The organism is Tamlana crocina, assembly GCA_040429635.1.
GTDB classification, from domain to species: Bacteria; Bacteroidota; Bacteroidia; order Flavobacteriales; family Flavobacteriaceae; genus Flavisericum; species Flavisericum crocinum.
Genome location: CP158972.1, coordinates 2609640 through 2625641 on the forward strand (window position 1 = coordinate 2609640; position 16002 = coordinate 2625641).

Sequence of the window (16002 nt, forward strand, 5' to 3'; positions counted from 1 at the left end):
AATAATTGCTTTTTAGGAAATTAAAAGGATTGGTTTTTATCGAAACCTCAAATAACCTCAACAGTTATAGCAATACTCTTGGATGCGGGCGTTTTTGCGGTATGTGCAAAGCTATCTAGCGGTACCAAGGGATTGGTTTCCGGGAAATACGTAGCGCAACAGTTTTTAGGAATATCATACCGAACTACTTTAAAACGATTCACTTTTCGGGCAACACCGTTAAAAACTGATTTCAAATTAACTATTTGTCCATTTTCCAACCCACGCTCCCGCATGTCTTCTCGGTTCATAAAAATAACGCGTCGCTCGTTAAAAACACCTCGGTATCTATCGTCCAAACCGTAAATGGTGGTATTGAATTGATCGTGACTACGAATGGTCATCATTATGAGTTCATCTGACTTCAATTTCCAAGTTGGGAATTTATTGATTGAAAACTGTGCCTTACCCGTTTCTGTCTTAAAATTTCTAATTCTGGCTCCGTTGGGCAAATAAAATCCCGCAGGTTGTTTTACGCGGTTGTTGTAATCATCGAATCCATCGACCACCTCAGCAATATCGGCTCTCACTAGATTATAATCGTCTTTATAACTCAACCAATTTATCTTAGAACGCTCTTTCAACGTAGCATACGCTACCCCACAAACCACGGCCACTTCGCTTAAAAGACTTTCCGAACAAGGTTCTAAAACGCCTTTTGTGGAAGACACCACACCCATGGAATTCTCCACACTCTGAATTTGCAAACCTGTTTTTTGGTAGTCCTTTTCGGTACGCCCCAAACATGGCAAAATCAAGGCTTCCTTGCCCGTTACCAAATGTGAACGGTTAAGCTTTGTACTTACATGAACGGTTAAATTGCAATTGGCCAAAGCCTGAGCCGAATAATACGTATCTGGTACCGCCGAAATAAAATTACCACCCAGGCCGAAAAACACCTTGGCTTTGTTCTCATACATAGCCTTAATGGCATCAATCACCGAATAACCATGTTTCGGGGTAGGCTTAAACCCGTATTTGGCTTCAATTTTATCTAAAAAAGCTTGTGGTGCCGCTTCCCAAATTCCAACGGTTCTATCGCCCTGAACGTTGCTATGTCCACGAACAGGACAAGTACCCGCCCCTTCCTTTCCAATGCTTCCTTTTAATAGTAGTAAATTGACGAGTTCCCGGATATTATCCACAGCATTTTCGTGCTGCGTCAAGCCCATGGCCCAACAACAAATTATTTTATCGTTATTCAATATTAAATCGAAAACGGCATCAAAAATTTCTTTTGCCACTCCCGAAGCCTTTAAACATTCTTCGAAATTATACGTTTTTAAATCTGAAATGAAAACATCAAATCCGCTGGTATGTTGTTCGATAAATACTTTATCAAATGCATTTCCCGATTCTTCTTCCTTTTCCAAAAGCTTTAACAGCAAGGCTTTTATGAAAGCCACATCGCCATTGATGCTTATGGGCACAAATACATCGGCAATTTGAGTACCGCCCGTTAGCATTTTTATCGGGCTTTGCGGATTAGTGAACTTTATCAATCCTGCCTCCGGCAACGGATTTATGGCTATAATTTTACCACCGTTCTTTTTACATTTCTCTAATGCCGTGAGCATTCTCGGGTGGTTGGTTCCGGGATTTTGACCAATAACCATAACCACTTCGGCTTTGTACAGGTCATCTAAAGTCACCGAGCCCTTTCCAATACCCAAAGTTTCAGAAAGCGCTTTTCCGCTGGCTTCGTGACACATGTTTGAACAATCGGGCAAATTCGATGTCCCGAATTCCCGAACAAACAATTGATATAAGAATGCGGCTTCGTTGGTGGTTCTGCCCGAAGTGTAAAACACCGCTTCATCGGGTGAATTGAGCGCATTTAAATGGTTGGCCACTTTAGCAAAAGCGTCTTCCCAAGGAATGGGCTGATAATGCGATGCGCCTTCCGGCAGAAACATCGGCTCGGCCAAGCGACCTGATTTTCCGATTTCAAAATCCGTCCAACTAGCCAATTCATCCACCGAATGCTTTGCAAAAAACTCAGCCCCAATGGTTTTATTTTGAGCCTCTTCAGCAATGGCTTTTATCCCATTTTCACAATATTCGCCCAATGAAGACCGCTCATCGTCCGGATCTGGCCAAGCACAACCGGGGCAATCAAACCCGCCTTTTTGATTTATTTTTGCGGAAAGCTTTATGGCATTGGCCGCATTCATATATTTTGAAACCTGACCAATGGCCGATTTTATAGCACCTAACCCAACACTATTGGTTTCTGGCTCTGTGACTTTTAAATCTAAAAATGTTTCGGGTGTTTTGGCTTTATCTTGGGGAGACGAACTCATAACTACTCTTTACTGATTATTTTTAATGCCCTTTCGTAATCTTCTTCGGTATCGATGTCCATATTTTCAAACGGGGCATCTAGGCTTAAAACAAAGTTACCGTATTTTTTTATGATGGTATTGGCCCCCTTGTCTTCTGACAAATTTGATAACTCTTCAAAATAACAGCGATTAAAAATAGTCGGCACACCTAGCTTCCCATCGTTATATTTCGTCGTCAAAATTTGCTTTGAATTGGGTTTAAAACATGTAAGCATCTGTTTTAAATAACTGCTAGTCACAAAAGGCTGGTCGGCTAAAATAAACATTGCACCATCGAATTTTGGGACAACATCCATTAATCCTGAAACAGCTCGGGAAATTGACGCCCCCAAACCACTCTTCCATTCCGAATTTACAATGATTTCAACAGGATAGTTTTTAATCTTATTTTTTATCACAAAGTAATTAGCACCCAAGATGATAAATACATTTTTAACATGAATCGCTAATGCCTTTTCAATAGTACGCTCAATTAGCGTTTTACCTTGCCATGGAAGCAACTGTTTCGGTTCTCCCATACGCTTTGATTCCCCCGCAGCCAAGATAACCAAAACGATATTCCCTAAGGGAACAGGCTTGCTATTCATAATGGTCTTTATGGATTTTTCCCGATTTTTTACTGAGTGAAATCACCGCGCGTTTTCGGGTAACCGCCAAAATTTCAGAAATGATGGATATAGCGATTTCCTGTGGTGTTTCGGAACCGATATCGATTCCTGCAGGGCCATGAATGCTCTCTAAAAAGTCATAATTTATTTCCGGACAATATTCAATGAATTGAGATAATAAATCTTCACGCCGTTTGGTTGGCCCCAAAACACCAATATACGCTGGACAAAATGCTTGCAATGCCACTAAGTACCGTAAATCTTTAGCGAAATTATGGCTCATGAGCACAATGGCGGTTTCCCCGTCTATATTTAAAGCTGAAACATCCTCTGGCGACATAGAAAAAAATTGATGCGCTCCTGGGAAATTACCAATACTTTTTGCTTCGTTTGAACCTGAAACCACAGTCACCTCCCATCCTGTTAACGAAGCATATTTGCACAACTGAACGGCATCGTGTTCGGCACCCAAAACCACCAATTTAAAACACGGCGGCATATTCTGGCTGAAAATAGATACCTTTTCAGTATTCACTAAAGGTTTTCCCTGAACGGGAAAAGCATCGTTGTTTATGATAACTTCCGACCCCATTTGTAAATCACACTCCAAATCTTTGGAGAAAAACGATTGTATTTTAAAGGGTTTCCGTTGTTCAATGCAGGAATTGAAAGTTGTTTCAAAACGGTAATCAGGCTGAAACAACTCCAATAAAATATACAATACCCCTTCGCAGCCCAATCTGTACTTACCATCGTAAGTCATCATTTTGGCTTTTCCAGTTTTAAAAACAGATTCCGACTGCAACAGGATTTCTTTTTCCACGCAGCCACCGCTCACAGCGCCTACCATATCGCCATTTTCCAAAACCAACATGCGCACGCCCGGTCTTCGGTAGGACGAACCCTCTAAAGCCACAACGGTGACCAATACTGATTTCAACTGATTTTCTTGAGCTTGAAATGCTCGAATAACGATGTCTTTAAATTCGTGGGTCATATTTACAACAAAGTATTACCCAACAACAGGTTTAGGCACCATAAAAGGCTGATTATAATAACGTGTTCCCGTGGCCTTGTAAAGCGCATTGGCCAAAGCAGCAATAGCCGGAGGCAATCCGGGTTCGCCCAATCCAGTGGGTGCTATTTCGTTTTCAACAAAAAACACCTCAATTGCTTCTGGCGCCTGCGCATGCCGCATAAGTTGGTAAGTATCAAAATTCATTTGATCGGTAGCCCCATCGTTAAACGTGAGTTGGCTGTACATGGCATGCCCCACGCCATCAATAACAGCTCCTTGCATCATATTTTCTGCTGCATCGCGGTTTATCACAATACCGCAATCTACCGCACACCACACCTTTTTAATTTTGGGCTCGTTGTTTTCCATAACCATATCGAACACTTCGGCGACATAAGTATTGTGGCAAAAATAAGCTGCCACGCCCCGAAATACTCCGGGTTGACTTTCGCCCCATTTCGATTTTTCCTTCACCAATTTTAAAACCCCAGCATAGCGTTCGGCTTCGTAATCGTTTTTTTCACCAACGGGATTTTTTATGGCACGTTCGAACAATTCCAATCGAAATTCAATCGGGTCTTTTCCGGCCAATTCAGCCACTTCGTCCAAAAAGGATTGTTCGGCCGCAGCCGTAAAATTCGATCGCGGTGCGCGCCAAGCTCCTGTGGTTACATTTGTAGTTCCCTGGACATCTTCCGCTAAATAATTATCAACCGCTCCCGCTGGAAAACGATCTGGAAACAACGGACTTTCGGGTAGCCCCGTGCCTTTTACCGAAAACGCCACCAAATTGTTGTTTTCATCCAGTGCTGCTTTATATCTCGAACTGTATGACGGACGATAAGTTCCTTGCGTCATATCATCTTCCCGAGTGTAAATGAGTTTAATTGGTGTACCCGCTTTTTTGGAAATAGCTGCAGCCTCAACACCAAAATTCACATAAAGTCGTCTTCCAAAGCCTCCGCCCATTCGAGTCATATTTACCGTAATATTTTCAATGGGCACATCCAACAGCTTTGACACCGATGTTTCTAGGGCTTGCGGCGTTTGCGTTGGGCCAATCAGTTCGACTTCATTTTCCGTAACATGAGCAAAGAAATTCATGGGTTCCATGGTATTGTGCGCAATAAACGGACAACTATAAGTGCGTTCAATCACCTTGGCCGCATTTTCAAAAGCCCATTCGGGGTTGCCATCTTTTCTTCTTTCCCTAGCTTTTCCTGAACTCAAGTTTTTTTCAAGTTGCTGTTTATGGCTTTCCGTACTTTCTAATGTGCCAACCGTTTCCCAATTGGCCTTTAGGGCTTTTTTGGCTTTCATGAGTTGCCAAGTGGATTCGCCCACAATAGCAATCAATTGTAAAAAACCTTTTTCATCAAACCAACCGGGTTCGGGAACTGCAATATCGATAGCAAACGCATCCTTCACGCCTGGCATACTTTTTATTTCGGCCTCATTGAAATCCTTCAATTTCATACCGAATGCCGGAGGGTGCTGAATCATGGCCAATTGCATGCCTTCCCTTTGAAAATCCAATCCGAACAACGGTTGCCCGGTTACAATTTTCTTTCCGTCAACATTCTTTTTACTACTGGATATGATATTAAAATCTTTAACCGCTTTCAATTCCACTTCTTCCGGAATCTCTAATCCTACGGCTTTTGAAGCTACCTCTCCATAACCAATTGTTCGGCCACTATTCTTCTCTTTTATTACGCCTTTTGAAACCGTTAAATCGGAAACAGAGACTTGCCATTCTTTGGCTGCAGCTTCCAACAACATACGTCTTCCAGTAGCTCCCGCCATTCTTAAGGCATCCCATCCGCGACGGATAGACTGGCTACCTCCCGCATACTGATTTTGATAAATGGCCGCATTTAAAGGCGCTTGCTCCACCACTACATGCGCCCAATCCACATCCAATTCTTCGGCCACAATCATGGGCATGGAAGTCCGTACATTTTGCCCAATTTCCGGATTGGGTGAATAAATAGTCACCAAGCCCGTATCTCCAATTTTTATAAAACCGTTTATCTCGAACCATTCGTTGGGAATGGCTATTTGTTCTTTTATTTTTTTATCGGAAGTACATCCGGTAAGCCAACTGAAACCAATGAGCATACCACCTCCGGCAGCAGCCGATATCTTCAAAAACGAACGACGATTATATTGTGTTTTTATTTTTGTCATGATTTCTGAAGTTTAAAGTTTTGATGCCGTTTTTATGGCCTGCTTAATCCGCACGTAGGTGCCGCAACGACAAATATTTCCGTTCATGGCCAAATCAATATCCTCGTCAGATGGATTTGGGTTTTCCTTCAGTAACGAAGCCGCACTCATAATCTGTCCCGCTTGACAATACCCGCATTGTGGCACATCATGCTCCAACCAAGCCTGTTGCACAGGATGGTCTCCTTCTTCGGAAAGCCCTTCTATAGTTGTGATTTTCGAATCGCCCACGGCAGAAACCCTTAACAGGCAGCTTCTCACCGCACTCCCGTCAAAATGAACCGTACAGGCACCGCACATACCTATTCCACATCCAAATTTGGTGCCCAAAAGTTCTAAATGGTCACGCAAAACCCAAAGCATTGGGGTATCTCCGTCCACATCCACAGCATAGGATTGGTCGTTAATGTTTAAGTTGAATACCGGCATAATAAAAATTTTGATTTTAAATTACGAAAAAATTAATCACCACTTCGTCAAATTTATAAAGTTAACATAGCGTTAACTAAATCCATTTTAACCTTGGGCGTGCATTTTTACCCTATACCAGAAAAAATTTAATGAATTGATTTTATAAACTCCAATGCCCGCTGTTCATTATAATATACATTTTTCCTGCCCACAAAGCCAGCATGTCCGCCAAATTTGGGCATTTCTAAAAATATATTGGAGTTGTTTTTAGCCTCTTTTACGGGATAACATTCGGGTGACAAAAACGAATCATTCAGCGCATTGATAATTAAAGTCGGTGTTTTAATATGTGGAAGGAATTGCAAGCTGCTGCTCGTTTCGTAATAATGCTGGGCACTTTTAAAACCGTGGGCTTTGGCGGTGTAAACAGAATCGAAATCGCTTAACGTTTTGATAGACTTCAAATCTTCTTCCGATAATAATTCTGAAAAACGTTCCCGTTTTAACTTTAATTTTTCAACCAAATGTTTTAGGAATCTGTCGTGGTACAGTTTATTTTTAAAAGCATGCAACGCTTTAGCAGAACCCGCCAAATAGCAAGGTACGGAAACCGCTACCGAAGCCTTGACTTCCTTTGGAACAGCTTGGCGTTCGCCCAAATACTTTAAAATAATATTAGCCCCCAAACTGATGCCTTTCAAGTAAATTTCAGAGTAGTTTTTAGACTGGATGGCATGGTGCATGACAGCATCCAAATCGGCCGTGGCTCCCGAATGGTAACTGCTGAACATTAAATTATCCTCGCCGCTGCAACCTCGAAAATTAACACAAACGGCATCTACCCCGTTTTTATTGAAAAGTTTGGCTGTTCCCGTCATGTACGGTCGTTGGCCGTTGCCTTCCAAACCGTGGAGCAAAATAATGAGTTTCGAGGTTTTTTCTTCGGAAAAGCTCCAATCCAAATCCAAAAAATCACCATCGCCGAGTGTAATACGTTCGCGTTCTTGTTTAAGCGGAGCTCTGCGAACCAAACCGGAATAAACGGTAGAAAAAAATCCGTTTTTAAAAGGAAACCATGGTTTATAAGTACTTTCAATTACTGGCATAATCAATCGGTTTGCAGAGAAGTGAATTGAAATAATTTTCCGTTGAACAAACCCTTATCGCTTAACTTTAACGACGGAATAACCAATAACGCCATAAACGAAAGGGTCATATACGGGGCATGTAAAGTACTGCCCAATTGTTTCGCCATCTTATCAATTTCGGTGTAAGCTTTGGCCACCGTTTCGCCATCGTTAGCGCTCATAATTCCTGCCACGGGGAGCGGAAGCATTTTCTCGGTACTTTCGGAAACAGCACAAATACCACCCTGGTTTTCAATAATTAAATTGACAGCTTTGCAAATGGCTTCATCTGAAACGCCTACCGCAATAATATTGTGCGAATCGTGCCCCACTGAAGAGGCTATAGCACCTGCTTTCAATCCGAAATTCTTGATAAATGCCATGGCTGGGGACTGGTTTCGGTAGCGGTTGACTACTGCCATTTTTAAGACATCGTTTTCTATATTTGAAATGATATTTCCGTTTTCGATGGTGGCTTTTTCAACAATTTCATTGGTAATAAGTTGACCCTCCAAAGCCTCGATAACCCTAATTTTTTCAGCGGAAGCATCCACCTTAAAATCTGAAACCTGCTTTTTTTTACAATTAAAGTTGTTCAGGTTTTTAAACTCAACCTGTTTTATTTTGGAAACACCATTATCAAATACCAATTCGCCGTTAACAAAAGTTTGCAGGGTTTTGAAACCTTTTAAATCTTCAACCACAATACAATCGGCAGCATCACCAACTTGCATTTGCCCCACATCGAGATGGTAATGGTTCACCGGATTTACACACGCCATTTGAAGTACCTTAAAAACATCAATGCCTTTGGCGACCGCACGGGCACAAAGTTGGTTGATGTGTCCCAAAATTAAATCGTCTGGATGTTTGTCGTCGCTACAAAACATCATATGCTCGAAATGCTCGGGCACTAAATCGATGAGCGCTTCAAAATTCTTCGCGGCGCTACCCTCCCGAATTAAAATTTTCATGCCCTTTTGCAGTTTTTCCAAAGCTTCCGCTTTGGTGAAGCACTCGTGATCGGTCGATATGCCTGCAGCAATGTATTTTGAAATATCGTTGCCAACTATTCCTGGGGCATGACCATCAATAGGTTTATTGCAATGCTTTGCCCAAGCTATTTTTTGCATCACTTCGGCATCCTCGAACAATACGCCAGGGTAGTTCATCATTTCTGCCAAGTATTTAATATCGGGATTTTGCAACAAGGTTTTAATCGCATTGGCATCGATAGTTGCTCCAGCCGACTCAAATGTGGTTGCCGGTACACAAGATGGCGCACCAAAGTTGAATTTAAATGGTACTTGTTTTCCGTTTTCAATCATAAACTCCACGCCTTGTACGCCAAGTACATTGGCGATTTCGTGTGGATCGGAAACCGTGGCCACCGTACCATGCTTCACCGCTATTCGAGCAAATTCGCTCGGCACGAGCATACTGCTTTCAATGTGAATATGGGCATCAATGAAACCCGGCAAAATATAGTGTTCTACATAATGTTCTTTTTCAATTATAGATACTATTTTACCATTTTCAACAGTGATTTCACCTTTAAAAATGTTTCGGTTTGGAATATCGACTATGTTGCCTTGTAGTTTCAAATAGAGATAATTTTATTTTTTCACTTCGCCGGAGCTCGGTGTAATATTTAATTCAATTTTTAAAATCTGTTTGCTGTGCTCGTCCACCCGAAATCTATGGTCGGCACGCTGCCCGATAACCCAAATAATTTCATTTTCTGAACACAGCAGCCACGTGTTTTCCTTATCGAGCAATGAAAACTTTTCATCCTTAAAATATTTGCTCAATTTTTTCTTTTTACCCTGCATTCCCAACGGAAAAAACACATCGCCTTCTTGTTTTTTTCTGATTTTTAAAGGGTATTTCAATTTATTCTTATCGACAAAAATGGTTTTTGCAGACTTTCCGAAAAGCGCATCGGCCTCATCAAAAAACAGAGTACCGGCTGGTGTTTTTACCTTTTTTTCACCTTCGGAAATGGAAATTTCATTTTCATCAACGACTTCAATTTTACTCAAAAGCAAATAATCCCGGTCTTTTATCAACCTAAAATTATTTGACAGTACTTGTTTTCCCGGTTGGGAATCCAAAAGGCGCTCAATATCGTTCCACTCGGTAAAACCGCAGGTTTTAAAGGTTTCAAAAAGGTAGGCTTTGGGCTGCTTTAATTTTTTGAATTCAGAAATTTTGAAACGGGTTTCGTTATCACCCGTTTTTTCTGCAGCCTTTTCCAGGAAAGCGTCCATTGTATCTCCCACAATCACCGCAGTGTCTTGCAAGTTGCTTAAAGTGGTTTGAAAACTCTGCAACAAACTGGGGTTGATTTCCTTTAAAATAGGAACCACTTCGTGGCGCAATTTATTCCGAAGGTACTTTACCGATTTGTTACTGCTGTCGTCCCGCCATTTTATGCGGTTTTCTTGGGCGAAATTTTCAATAGCGTTGCTTGAGAAGGGTAATAACGGACGCACAAACTTTCCGTTTACCTGTGGTATTCCCGTCAAACCTTCCAAACCTGTACCGCGTGTAAAATTGATTAAAAAGGTTTCCAGATTATCGTCGGCGTGGTGGGCGGTTAATATATAATCGAACTTTAATTGCTCTGCCAATTCTTCAAACCATTGGTAACGCAATTCGCGGGCTGCCATTTGTATGGAGCGCTTATTGGTTTCCGCATACCCTTCGGTATCAAAACGCTGTACAAAAACCTCCAAATCCAAACCATCTGCCAAGTACACCACAAAATCTTCATCGGCATCGCTTTCTTTTCCGCGTAAGCTAAAATTGCAATGCGCCAGTGCAATGTTAAGCTTCAATTTATGACACAAATGCGTCAGTACCACGCTATCAATTCCGCCAGAAATGGCAATAAGCAGCCTCGATTTTTGCAAAAAAGGCAAATGGGATTCAATATGGGTTTTCAGCTGTTTTAACATGTTTTCAAAGATACAACTTTGAGTCTTCAAAAGACACCTCTAAATCGCATTCAACAAACAAAAGTCATTTTTTTGATCCATAAATTTCGTAACTTTAAGAGCAATCAACTTTTAAAAATCAGGTTATGAGCTCAATGAAAGAACTAAACGACAAAGCCACACAAACGGCTTTCAACAAGAAAGTAGTTTCAATAACCCAACACTTGAAAGCCTACGTAAAACACAGGCTTTACATCGCTGAATCGACCGGAATTATTCCGAAAAACATGTACGCTTCCAACGATTTTATTGACGAAGCCATTGCTAAATATTACGAAAACGGCTATAACGTTGATGCCGAAACCAACGAGATTAAACTGAAACTTTTTAAAATTGTGGATAGCGAATTGGACGAACTTTTTGCCAAGGAAGCCTTCCATAAAAATACCATGAGCACCCACGATATCTTGACGGATGAACTGAACGCTTTGGAAGAAAAATACACCGTTGATGAGGATTTCGATTTTATAATGAACGACGAACTCAACGACATATCGTATAAACAGGAAAACAAGCTAAAACACCTGTTTTTATATGACGACGATAACGCATCGGTAATTGATGCCTTCGAAATAAAGGACCTCAAATCGAACCACAACCAAAAGCTTTTAGGCAAATTTTACACTTGGTTGCCTCTTGGGGTGTCGAGTATTGTAGACCTTTCCGTCTTTGGAAGACTAACGAACGAGGACATTGCCAAAATCAAAAATATTGAAACCAAACGGGTGGAACGTGTTTTAGCAATTTCGGTAAAATCGTTTAAGAATTATTTGGATTAATTTTCCAAAACAGTGCGCATCGCTTTCGCTTTTACCAAGCATTCTTCGTATTCTTTTAGTGGGTCGCTTTTGGCCGTAATAGCACCTCCCACAGAATAGGACACGTATTTTTCGGTTTGGTTGTACAAAATACTGCGGATAACCACATTAAAATCGAAATCGCCATCGGGAGAAAAATAGCCGACAGCCCCGGAATATACGCCGCGCTTAGTTGCTTCTTGAGTTTCGGCAATGTTCATGGCCGAAATTTTCGGTGCGCCCGTCATACTGCCCATCGGGAACGTACTTTTAACAATATCAACTGGGTTTGTATTTTCTTCAACTTCCGAAACCACCGTCGATATCATTTGGTGCACCTGCTCAAAAGTATAAACTTGGCACAGTTCTTCGACTTTAACACTACCCTTTTTTGCGGTTTTAGACAGGTCGTTGCGCACCAAATCAACAATCATGATATTTTCGCTGCGTTCTTTTTTATCTTTGGCCAGATTTTCTTTTAAATTCTGGTCTTCATTTTTATTATCCGAACGCTTCGCTGTGCCTTTTATGGGTTGCGAAATCACCTGACTCCCTTCCTTTTTTAAGTAACGCTCTGGTGAGGCGCACAGCACGTATTTATCATTCAATTTTAAAAAAGCGGCAAACGGTGGTTTTGAAATATCGTTCAGTTTTTGATAAGTTTCAAACGGATTGATTTGCGTATTCTCCGCATAAAATTCTTGGCAGAAATTGGTTTCATAAATGTCACCACGATAAATATGCTCTAAAATAGTATTAACTTTTTCAAAATAGTCATCCTTATGAATCCGAAGTTTAATTTTAATGGGATTAGCCACTTTTCCTCGAGCCTGTTCACTTTGCGCTATAGCCAATAAATCATCTCGAAATTCATCATCAACAAAACCTAAATATTGCATTTCTACTCTATCACCCTTAAATAAAAAAAGCTTTTTCGGCTGAAAGAAAAAGAGGTCTGGAAAGCCCAAACCATCGAAGTTTTCAGATTTTAAATGCTCGATATCGTTTTTTAAATCGTAAGATAAATAACCAAAAATCCAATCGTTTACATAGCCCTGAAACTCCTTCAGTTTATCGAAAGCGTTATGGTAATCGGTTTTTATGCTTGTAAAGGCATCGACTGCCAAAACAGCGTCGTAGCTAGAATAGTTTTGCTGATAATGATTGGAATCCAACCAAACCACATCGTCAAATTGTTGGCTCCAAATCAAAGCCTTTTCTTTAAAACGCTCTACATTTTCGGGATTATGGAAATGTTTTTTTCTCAATAGCAGAATTTATGGTGTAAAGTTAGCAAGAATACCGAAAAAATTGCAAGTTTTGTATTTTTAAGATACAAACGCAACATTATGTTTTCAATAAAAAACGACTTACTTAGCATATCGGTAAAAAAAACCGGTGCCGAACTTTGTAAAGTTACCTCGGTAAAACATGGCACCGAATTTATGTGGGATGCCAACCCCGATGTTTGGGGCAGTTTCGCTCCTAATTTATTCCCTATTATTGGTGCTTTAAAAGACAACACCTATTCTTTTGAAGGCCAAACTTACCAATTGCCCAAACACGGGTTGGTGCGCAATAACAGTAACATAGTAATCCACAAACTTACCGAAGATAATCTTACTTTTAAGCTCACTTATAATGACGAATCTCTTAAAGTTTACCCGTTTAAGTTTGAATTTTATATATCGTACACATTAAATGGTTCGGCCATTGAAGTGAACCACACCGTAAAAAATCTCGACGACAAAACCATGTGTTTTTCTCTTGGTGGGCACCCAGCCTTTAAATGCCCTGTTTATAGCGATGAAAATTACAACGATTATGTTTTGGAATTTGAACAGCATGAAACCGCTTCAAGACATCTTATTAATTTGGACAACGGACTGGTAAATGGTGATACACAACCTGTATTAAATAATAGCAACACACTCCCACTCACCCACGATTTATTTAACGAAGACGCACTTATTTTTAAAGATTTGAAGTCGAAAAACGTCACTTTAAAAAGCAAAACCCACGGTGATATTTTGTCGTTTTCCTATCACGATTTTCCGTACTTAGGCATTTGGGCCAAACCTACCGGAGATTACGTTTGTATTGAACCTTGGTTGGGCATAGCTGACAATGAAAACACCGATCAGGAGTTCACAACCAAAGAAGGCATTCTGAATTTAAAGCCCAAAGACCACTTTTCGGCAAGCTACACCATTAAAATACACAACAGCCATTTAGTGTAAACCCGTTTTTAAGTGTAACTTTGCCAACAAATTACAATAGCGTGACTTTTAACGACCTCAATTTAAACACACCACTTTACAACGCCCTCGACGATTTGGGTTTCAACACGCCAACGCCCATTCAGGCCGAAGCATTCAATGTTGTCGCTTCGGGTAAAGATGTGGTAGGAATAGCACAAACCGGTACAGGAAAAACACTGGCCTACATGTTGCCCATTTTAAGAAACTTAAAGTTTTCAAGACAGGACAACCCAAGGGTTTTGGTTTTGGTGCCCACGCGCGAATTGGTGGTTCAAGTGGTTGAGGAAATTGAAAAATTGTCGAAATACATTAACAATAGGGTGTTGGGCGTTTACGGAGGCACCAACATCAACACACAAAAACAAGCTGTTGCCCAAGGGTTGGATATTATCGTGGCCACTCCAGGACGGCTATACGATTTGGCCGTTAGCCGCGCATTACAACTCAAATCCATTCAGAAACTGGTGATTGACGAAGTGGATGTGATGCTCGATTTGGGATTCCGCCACCAACTTATCAATATTTTTGACATCCTTCCGGAAAGACGCCAAAATATTATGTTTTCCGCCACCATGACCCAAGATGTGGATTTGTTGATCAACGATTTTTTTAGAGGTCCGGAGCGCATTTCCATTGCCGTATCGGGAACTCCGTTAGAAAATATTGAGCAACAACGTTATAAAGTACCCAATTTTTATACGAAAGTAAATCTGTTGGTGCATTTGCTCAATGACACCGAAACCTTCAACCGAGTGATTGTTTTTGTGGCGTACAAACGTATGGCCGACCGCTTGTTTGAAAAACTTGACGAGCATTTTAAGGAAGAGCTTTGCGTGATCCATTCCAACAAAACACAGAATTATCGTCTGCGCAGTATCGAACAATTCAAGGAAGGTGTTAACCGCATTTTGGTAGCCACCGATGTGATGGCTCGCGGATTGGACATTGACAATGTAAGCCATGTTATTAATTTTGACACACCCGAATACCCCGAAAATTACATGCACCGCATTGGTAGAACGGGACGTGCCGAGCGCAAAGGCACATCGGTAACCTTTTCAACCGATAAAGAACAGGAGCACATTGAAAATATTGAGGCGCTGATGGATATGCAAATTCCTGTTTTGGACATGCCCGAAGCAGTGGAAATTTCAACCGAGCTTATCCCAGAGGAACGCCCAGAAATAAAAGAGCGCAACAACCCCACCAAACGCAGTGAAGAGGACGCCCCTGGACCCGCTTTCCACGAAAAAAAGGCTAAAAACCAAAAGGTTAATTTAGGCGGTTCGTACCGCAGGGAAATTTCCAAGAAATACAAAAAGCCTAAAACACGAGGCGATAAGAATTATAATAAACGAAATAAGAAGAAATAGTTGACAGTTTCAGCTTTTAACAGTTTCTCTATCTAGTTCCAAAACAAAAAAATAAAAAGGGAATTGATCATTAAATGGTCAATTCCCTTTTTTTGGTGTTTCGCTATTTTATTTTATAAAACTACCAAAACCCCAAAGTTTAGGTTTGTGGTGAATAAATTAAAGGAAAACAAATTACTCTCTGATTTTACAACGTCACTGCTTTCCCGTGCACTATAGTTATAACCTATACTACCCAAATTACTATATAAAAGAACCTTCTCAGACAATGTAAAACTAAAACCTGGAGTTATTCCAACAAACAAACTAGATGAATCTCCTTTTGAAATATCGTTACTGGAATTGTTAGTGCTGTCCTCCCATCGTTTAGTAAAACTGGCGCCACCTTCAAGATTAAAAGCTAGCTTTGAACCCAAGGGGATATATTGTCGAATATATGGTGCGACGCTAAGTTTCTCAAAATTATTTTCGTGGGTATCCCCTAGCGAATTGAAAGATTCTTGATTACCAAAACTAAACCCCGATTTTAATCCTAATACTAAATTATTATTTAAGGAATACCCTATATCTGGATTTATACCCAATGAAGTACTCTTATGTTCTGAATCAGCAATTTGATTTCTTAAAGGTTTTTGTTCTGAATCAGAATAATTAAAATTCAATGAACCACCTAAAACCCATTTGTTTTTCGGTATTTTAAACTTTTCGTCTGTGTTTTGAGCAAAAACGGTTGAACATGCTAAAAGCAAGGCAATAATTAAGTTTGTTTTCATAAAATAAGTTTTTTTAATATTA

The 16002-nt window shown here is 40.6% G+C and carries 13 protein-coding genes; 3 read left to right on the plus strand and 10 right to left on the minus strand.

From position 1 onward, the window contains the following. Nucleotides 1-47 precede the first annotated feature (47 nt). The 8 genes from ABI125_11585 to tilS all read right to left on the minus strand — a co-directional run bounded on the left by ABI125_11585 (nucleotide 48) and on the right by tilS (nucleotide 10737). The gene (locus ABI125_11585) at nucleotides 48-2342 is read right to left on the minus strand and encodes an FdhF/YdeP family oxidoreductase (GenBank protein XCF05366.1); all 2295 of its coding nucleotides are present in this window, start codon (nucleotides 2340-2342) and stop codon (nucleotides 48-50) included. A 2-nt stretch (nucleotides 2343-2344) separates the two neighbouring features. Continuing rightward, a complete protein-coding gene (locus tag ABI125_11590; protein ID XCF05367.1) occupies nucleotides 2345-2971 on the minus strand; it encodes a nucleotidyltransferase family protein in 627 nt (208 codons plus the stop codon). Beyond that, entirely contained in the window at nucleotides 2964-3989 is a 1026-nt protein-coding gene (locus ABI125_11595) for an XdhC family protein (protein ID XCF05368.1), read from the minus strand. Before ABI125_11595 ends, ABI125_11590 begins: the two co-directional genes overlap by 8 nt. 15 nt (nucleotides 3990-4004) lie before the next feature. After that, the gene (locus ABI125_11600; protein ID XCF05369.1) at nucleotides 4005-6200 is read right to left on the minus strand and encodes a molybdopterin cofactor-binding domain-containing protein; all 2196 of its coding nucleotides are present in this window, start codon (nucleotides 6198-6200) and stop codon (nucleotides 4005-4007) included. A 12-nt stretch (nucleotides 6201-6212) separates the two neighbouring features. Further along, a complete protein-coding gene (locus tag ABI125_11605; protein XCF05370.1) occupies nucleotides 6213-6668 on the minus strand; it encodes a (2Fe-2S)-binding protein in 456 nt (151 codons plus the stop codon). 128 nt (nucleotides 6669-6796) lie between these two features. Next, complete coding sequence (locus ABI125_11610; GenBank protein XCF05371.1) at nucleotides 6797-7756, minus strand: alpha/beta fold hydrolase; 960 nt, start codon at nucleotides 7754-7756, stop codon at nucleotides 6797-6799. A gap of 2 nt (nucleotides 7757-7758) precedes the next feature. Continuing rightward, entirely contained in the window at nucleotides 7759-9381 is a 1623-nt protein-coding gene (gene ade, locus ABI125_11615) for an adenine deaminase (GenBank protein ID XCF05372.1), read from the minus strand. Nucleotides 9382-9393: 12 nt separating this feature from the next. Beyond that, the gene (gene tilS / locus ABI125_11620) at nucleotides 9394-10737 is read right to left on the minus strand and encodes a tRNA lysidine(34) synthetase TilS (protein ID XCF05373.1); all 1344 of its coding nucleotides are present in this window, start codon (nucleotides 10735-10737) and stop codon (nucleotides 9394-9396) included. 125 nt (nucleotides 10738-10862) lie between these two features. Between tilS and ABI125_11625 the strand changes: the two genes are divergently transcribed. Beyond that, entirely contained in the window at nucleotides 10863-11555 is a 693-nt protein-coding gene (locus ABI125_11625; protein ID XCF05374.1) for a hypothetical protein, read from the plus strand. Here the strand turns inward: ABI125_11625 and pabB are convergent. Further along, nucleotides 11552-12841, minus strand: a complete 1290-nt coding sequence (gene pabB / locus ABI125_11630) for an aminodeoxychorismate synthase component I (GenBank protein ID XCF05375.1) — start codon at nucleotides 12839-12841, stop codon at nucleotides 11552-11554. The two genes, ABI125_11625 and pabB, sit on opposite strands and share 4 nt — an antisense overlap. A gap of 81 nt (nucleotides 12842-12922) precedes the next feature. Here pabB and ABI125_11635 point away from each other — a divergent pair, with 81 nt between their 5' ends. After that, on the plus strand, nucleotides 12923-13813 hold the full coding sequence (locus ABI125_11635; protein ID XCF05376.1) for an aldose 1-epimerase family protein: 891 nt from the start codon (nucleotides 12923-12925) through the stop codon (nucleotides 13811-13813). Nucleotides 13814-13854: 41 nt separating this feature from the next. Further along, a complete protein-coding gene (locus ABI125_11640) occupies nucleotides 13855-15207 on the plus strand; it encodes a DEAD/DEAH box helicase (GenBank protein XCF07901.1) in 1353 nt (450 codons plus the stop codon). Between the two features lie 113 nt (nucleotides 15208-15320). Here ABI125_11640 and ABI125_11645 read toward each other — a convergent pair whose 3' ends face one another. Then, complete coding sequence (locus ABI125_11645; protein XCF05377.1) at nucleotides 15321-15980, minus strand: outer membrane beta-barrel protein; 660 nt, start codon at nucleotides 15978-15980, stop codon at nucleotides 15321-15323. Between the last annotated feature and the right edge of the window lie 22 nt (nucleotides 15981-16002).

Bases quoted from the DNA above. Each gene is read 5' to 3' on its own strand.
- ABI125_11585 (XCF05366.1), bottom strand. From the start codon at position 2,342: ATGAGTTCGTCTCCCCAAGATAAAGCCAAAACACCCGAAACATTTTTA.
- ABI125_11590 (XCF05367.1), bottom strand. From the start codon at position 2,971: ATGAATAGCAAGCCTGTTCCCTTAGGGAATATCGTTTTGGTTATCTTG.
- ABI125_11595 (XCF05368.1), bottom strand. From the start codon at position 3,989: ATGACCCACGAATTTAAAGACATCGTTATTCGAGCATTTCAAGCTCAA.
- ABI125_11600 (XCF05369.1), bottom strand. From the start codon at position 6,200: ATGACAAAAATAAAAACACAATATAATCGTCGTTCGTTTTTGAAGATA.
- ABI125_11605 (XCF05370.1), bottom strand. From the start codon at position 6,668: ATGCCGGTATTCAACTTAAACATTAACGACCAATCCTATGCTGTGGAT.
- ABI125_11610 (XCF05371.1), bottom strand. From the start codon at position 7,756: ATGCCAGTAATTGAAAGTACTTATAAACCATGGTTTCCTTTTAAAAAC.
- tilS (XCF05373.1), bottom strand. From the start codon at position 10,737: ATGTTAAAACAGCTGAAAACCCATATTGAATCCCATTTGCCTTTTTTG.
- ABI125_11625 (XCF05374.1), top strand. From the start codon at position 10,863: ATGAGCTCAATGAAAGAACTAAACGACAAAGCCACACAAACGGCTTTC.
- ABI125_11635 (XCF05376.1), top strand. From the start codon at position 12,923: ATGTTTTCAATAAAAAACGACTTACTTAGCATATCGGTAAAAAAAACC.
- ABI125_11645 (XCF05377.1), bottom strand. From the start codon at position 15,980: ATGAAAACAAACTTAATTATTGCCTTGCTTTTAGCATGTTCAACCGTT.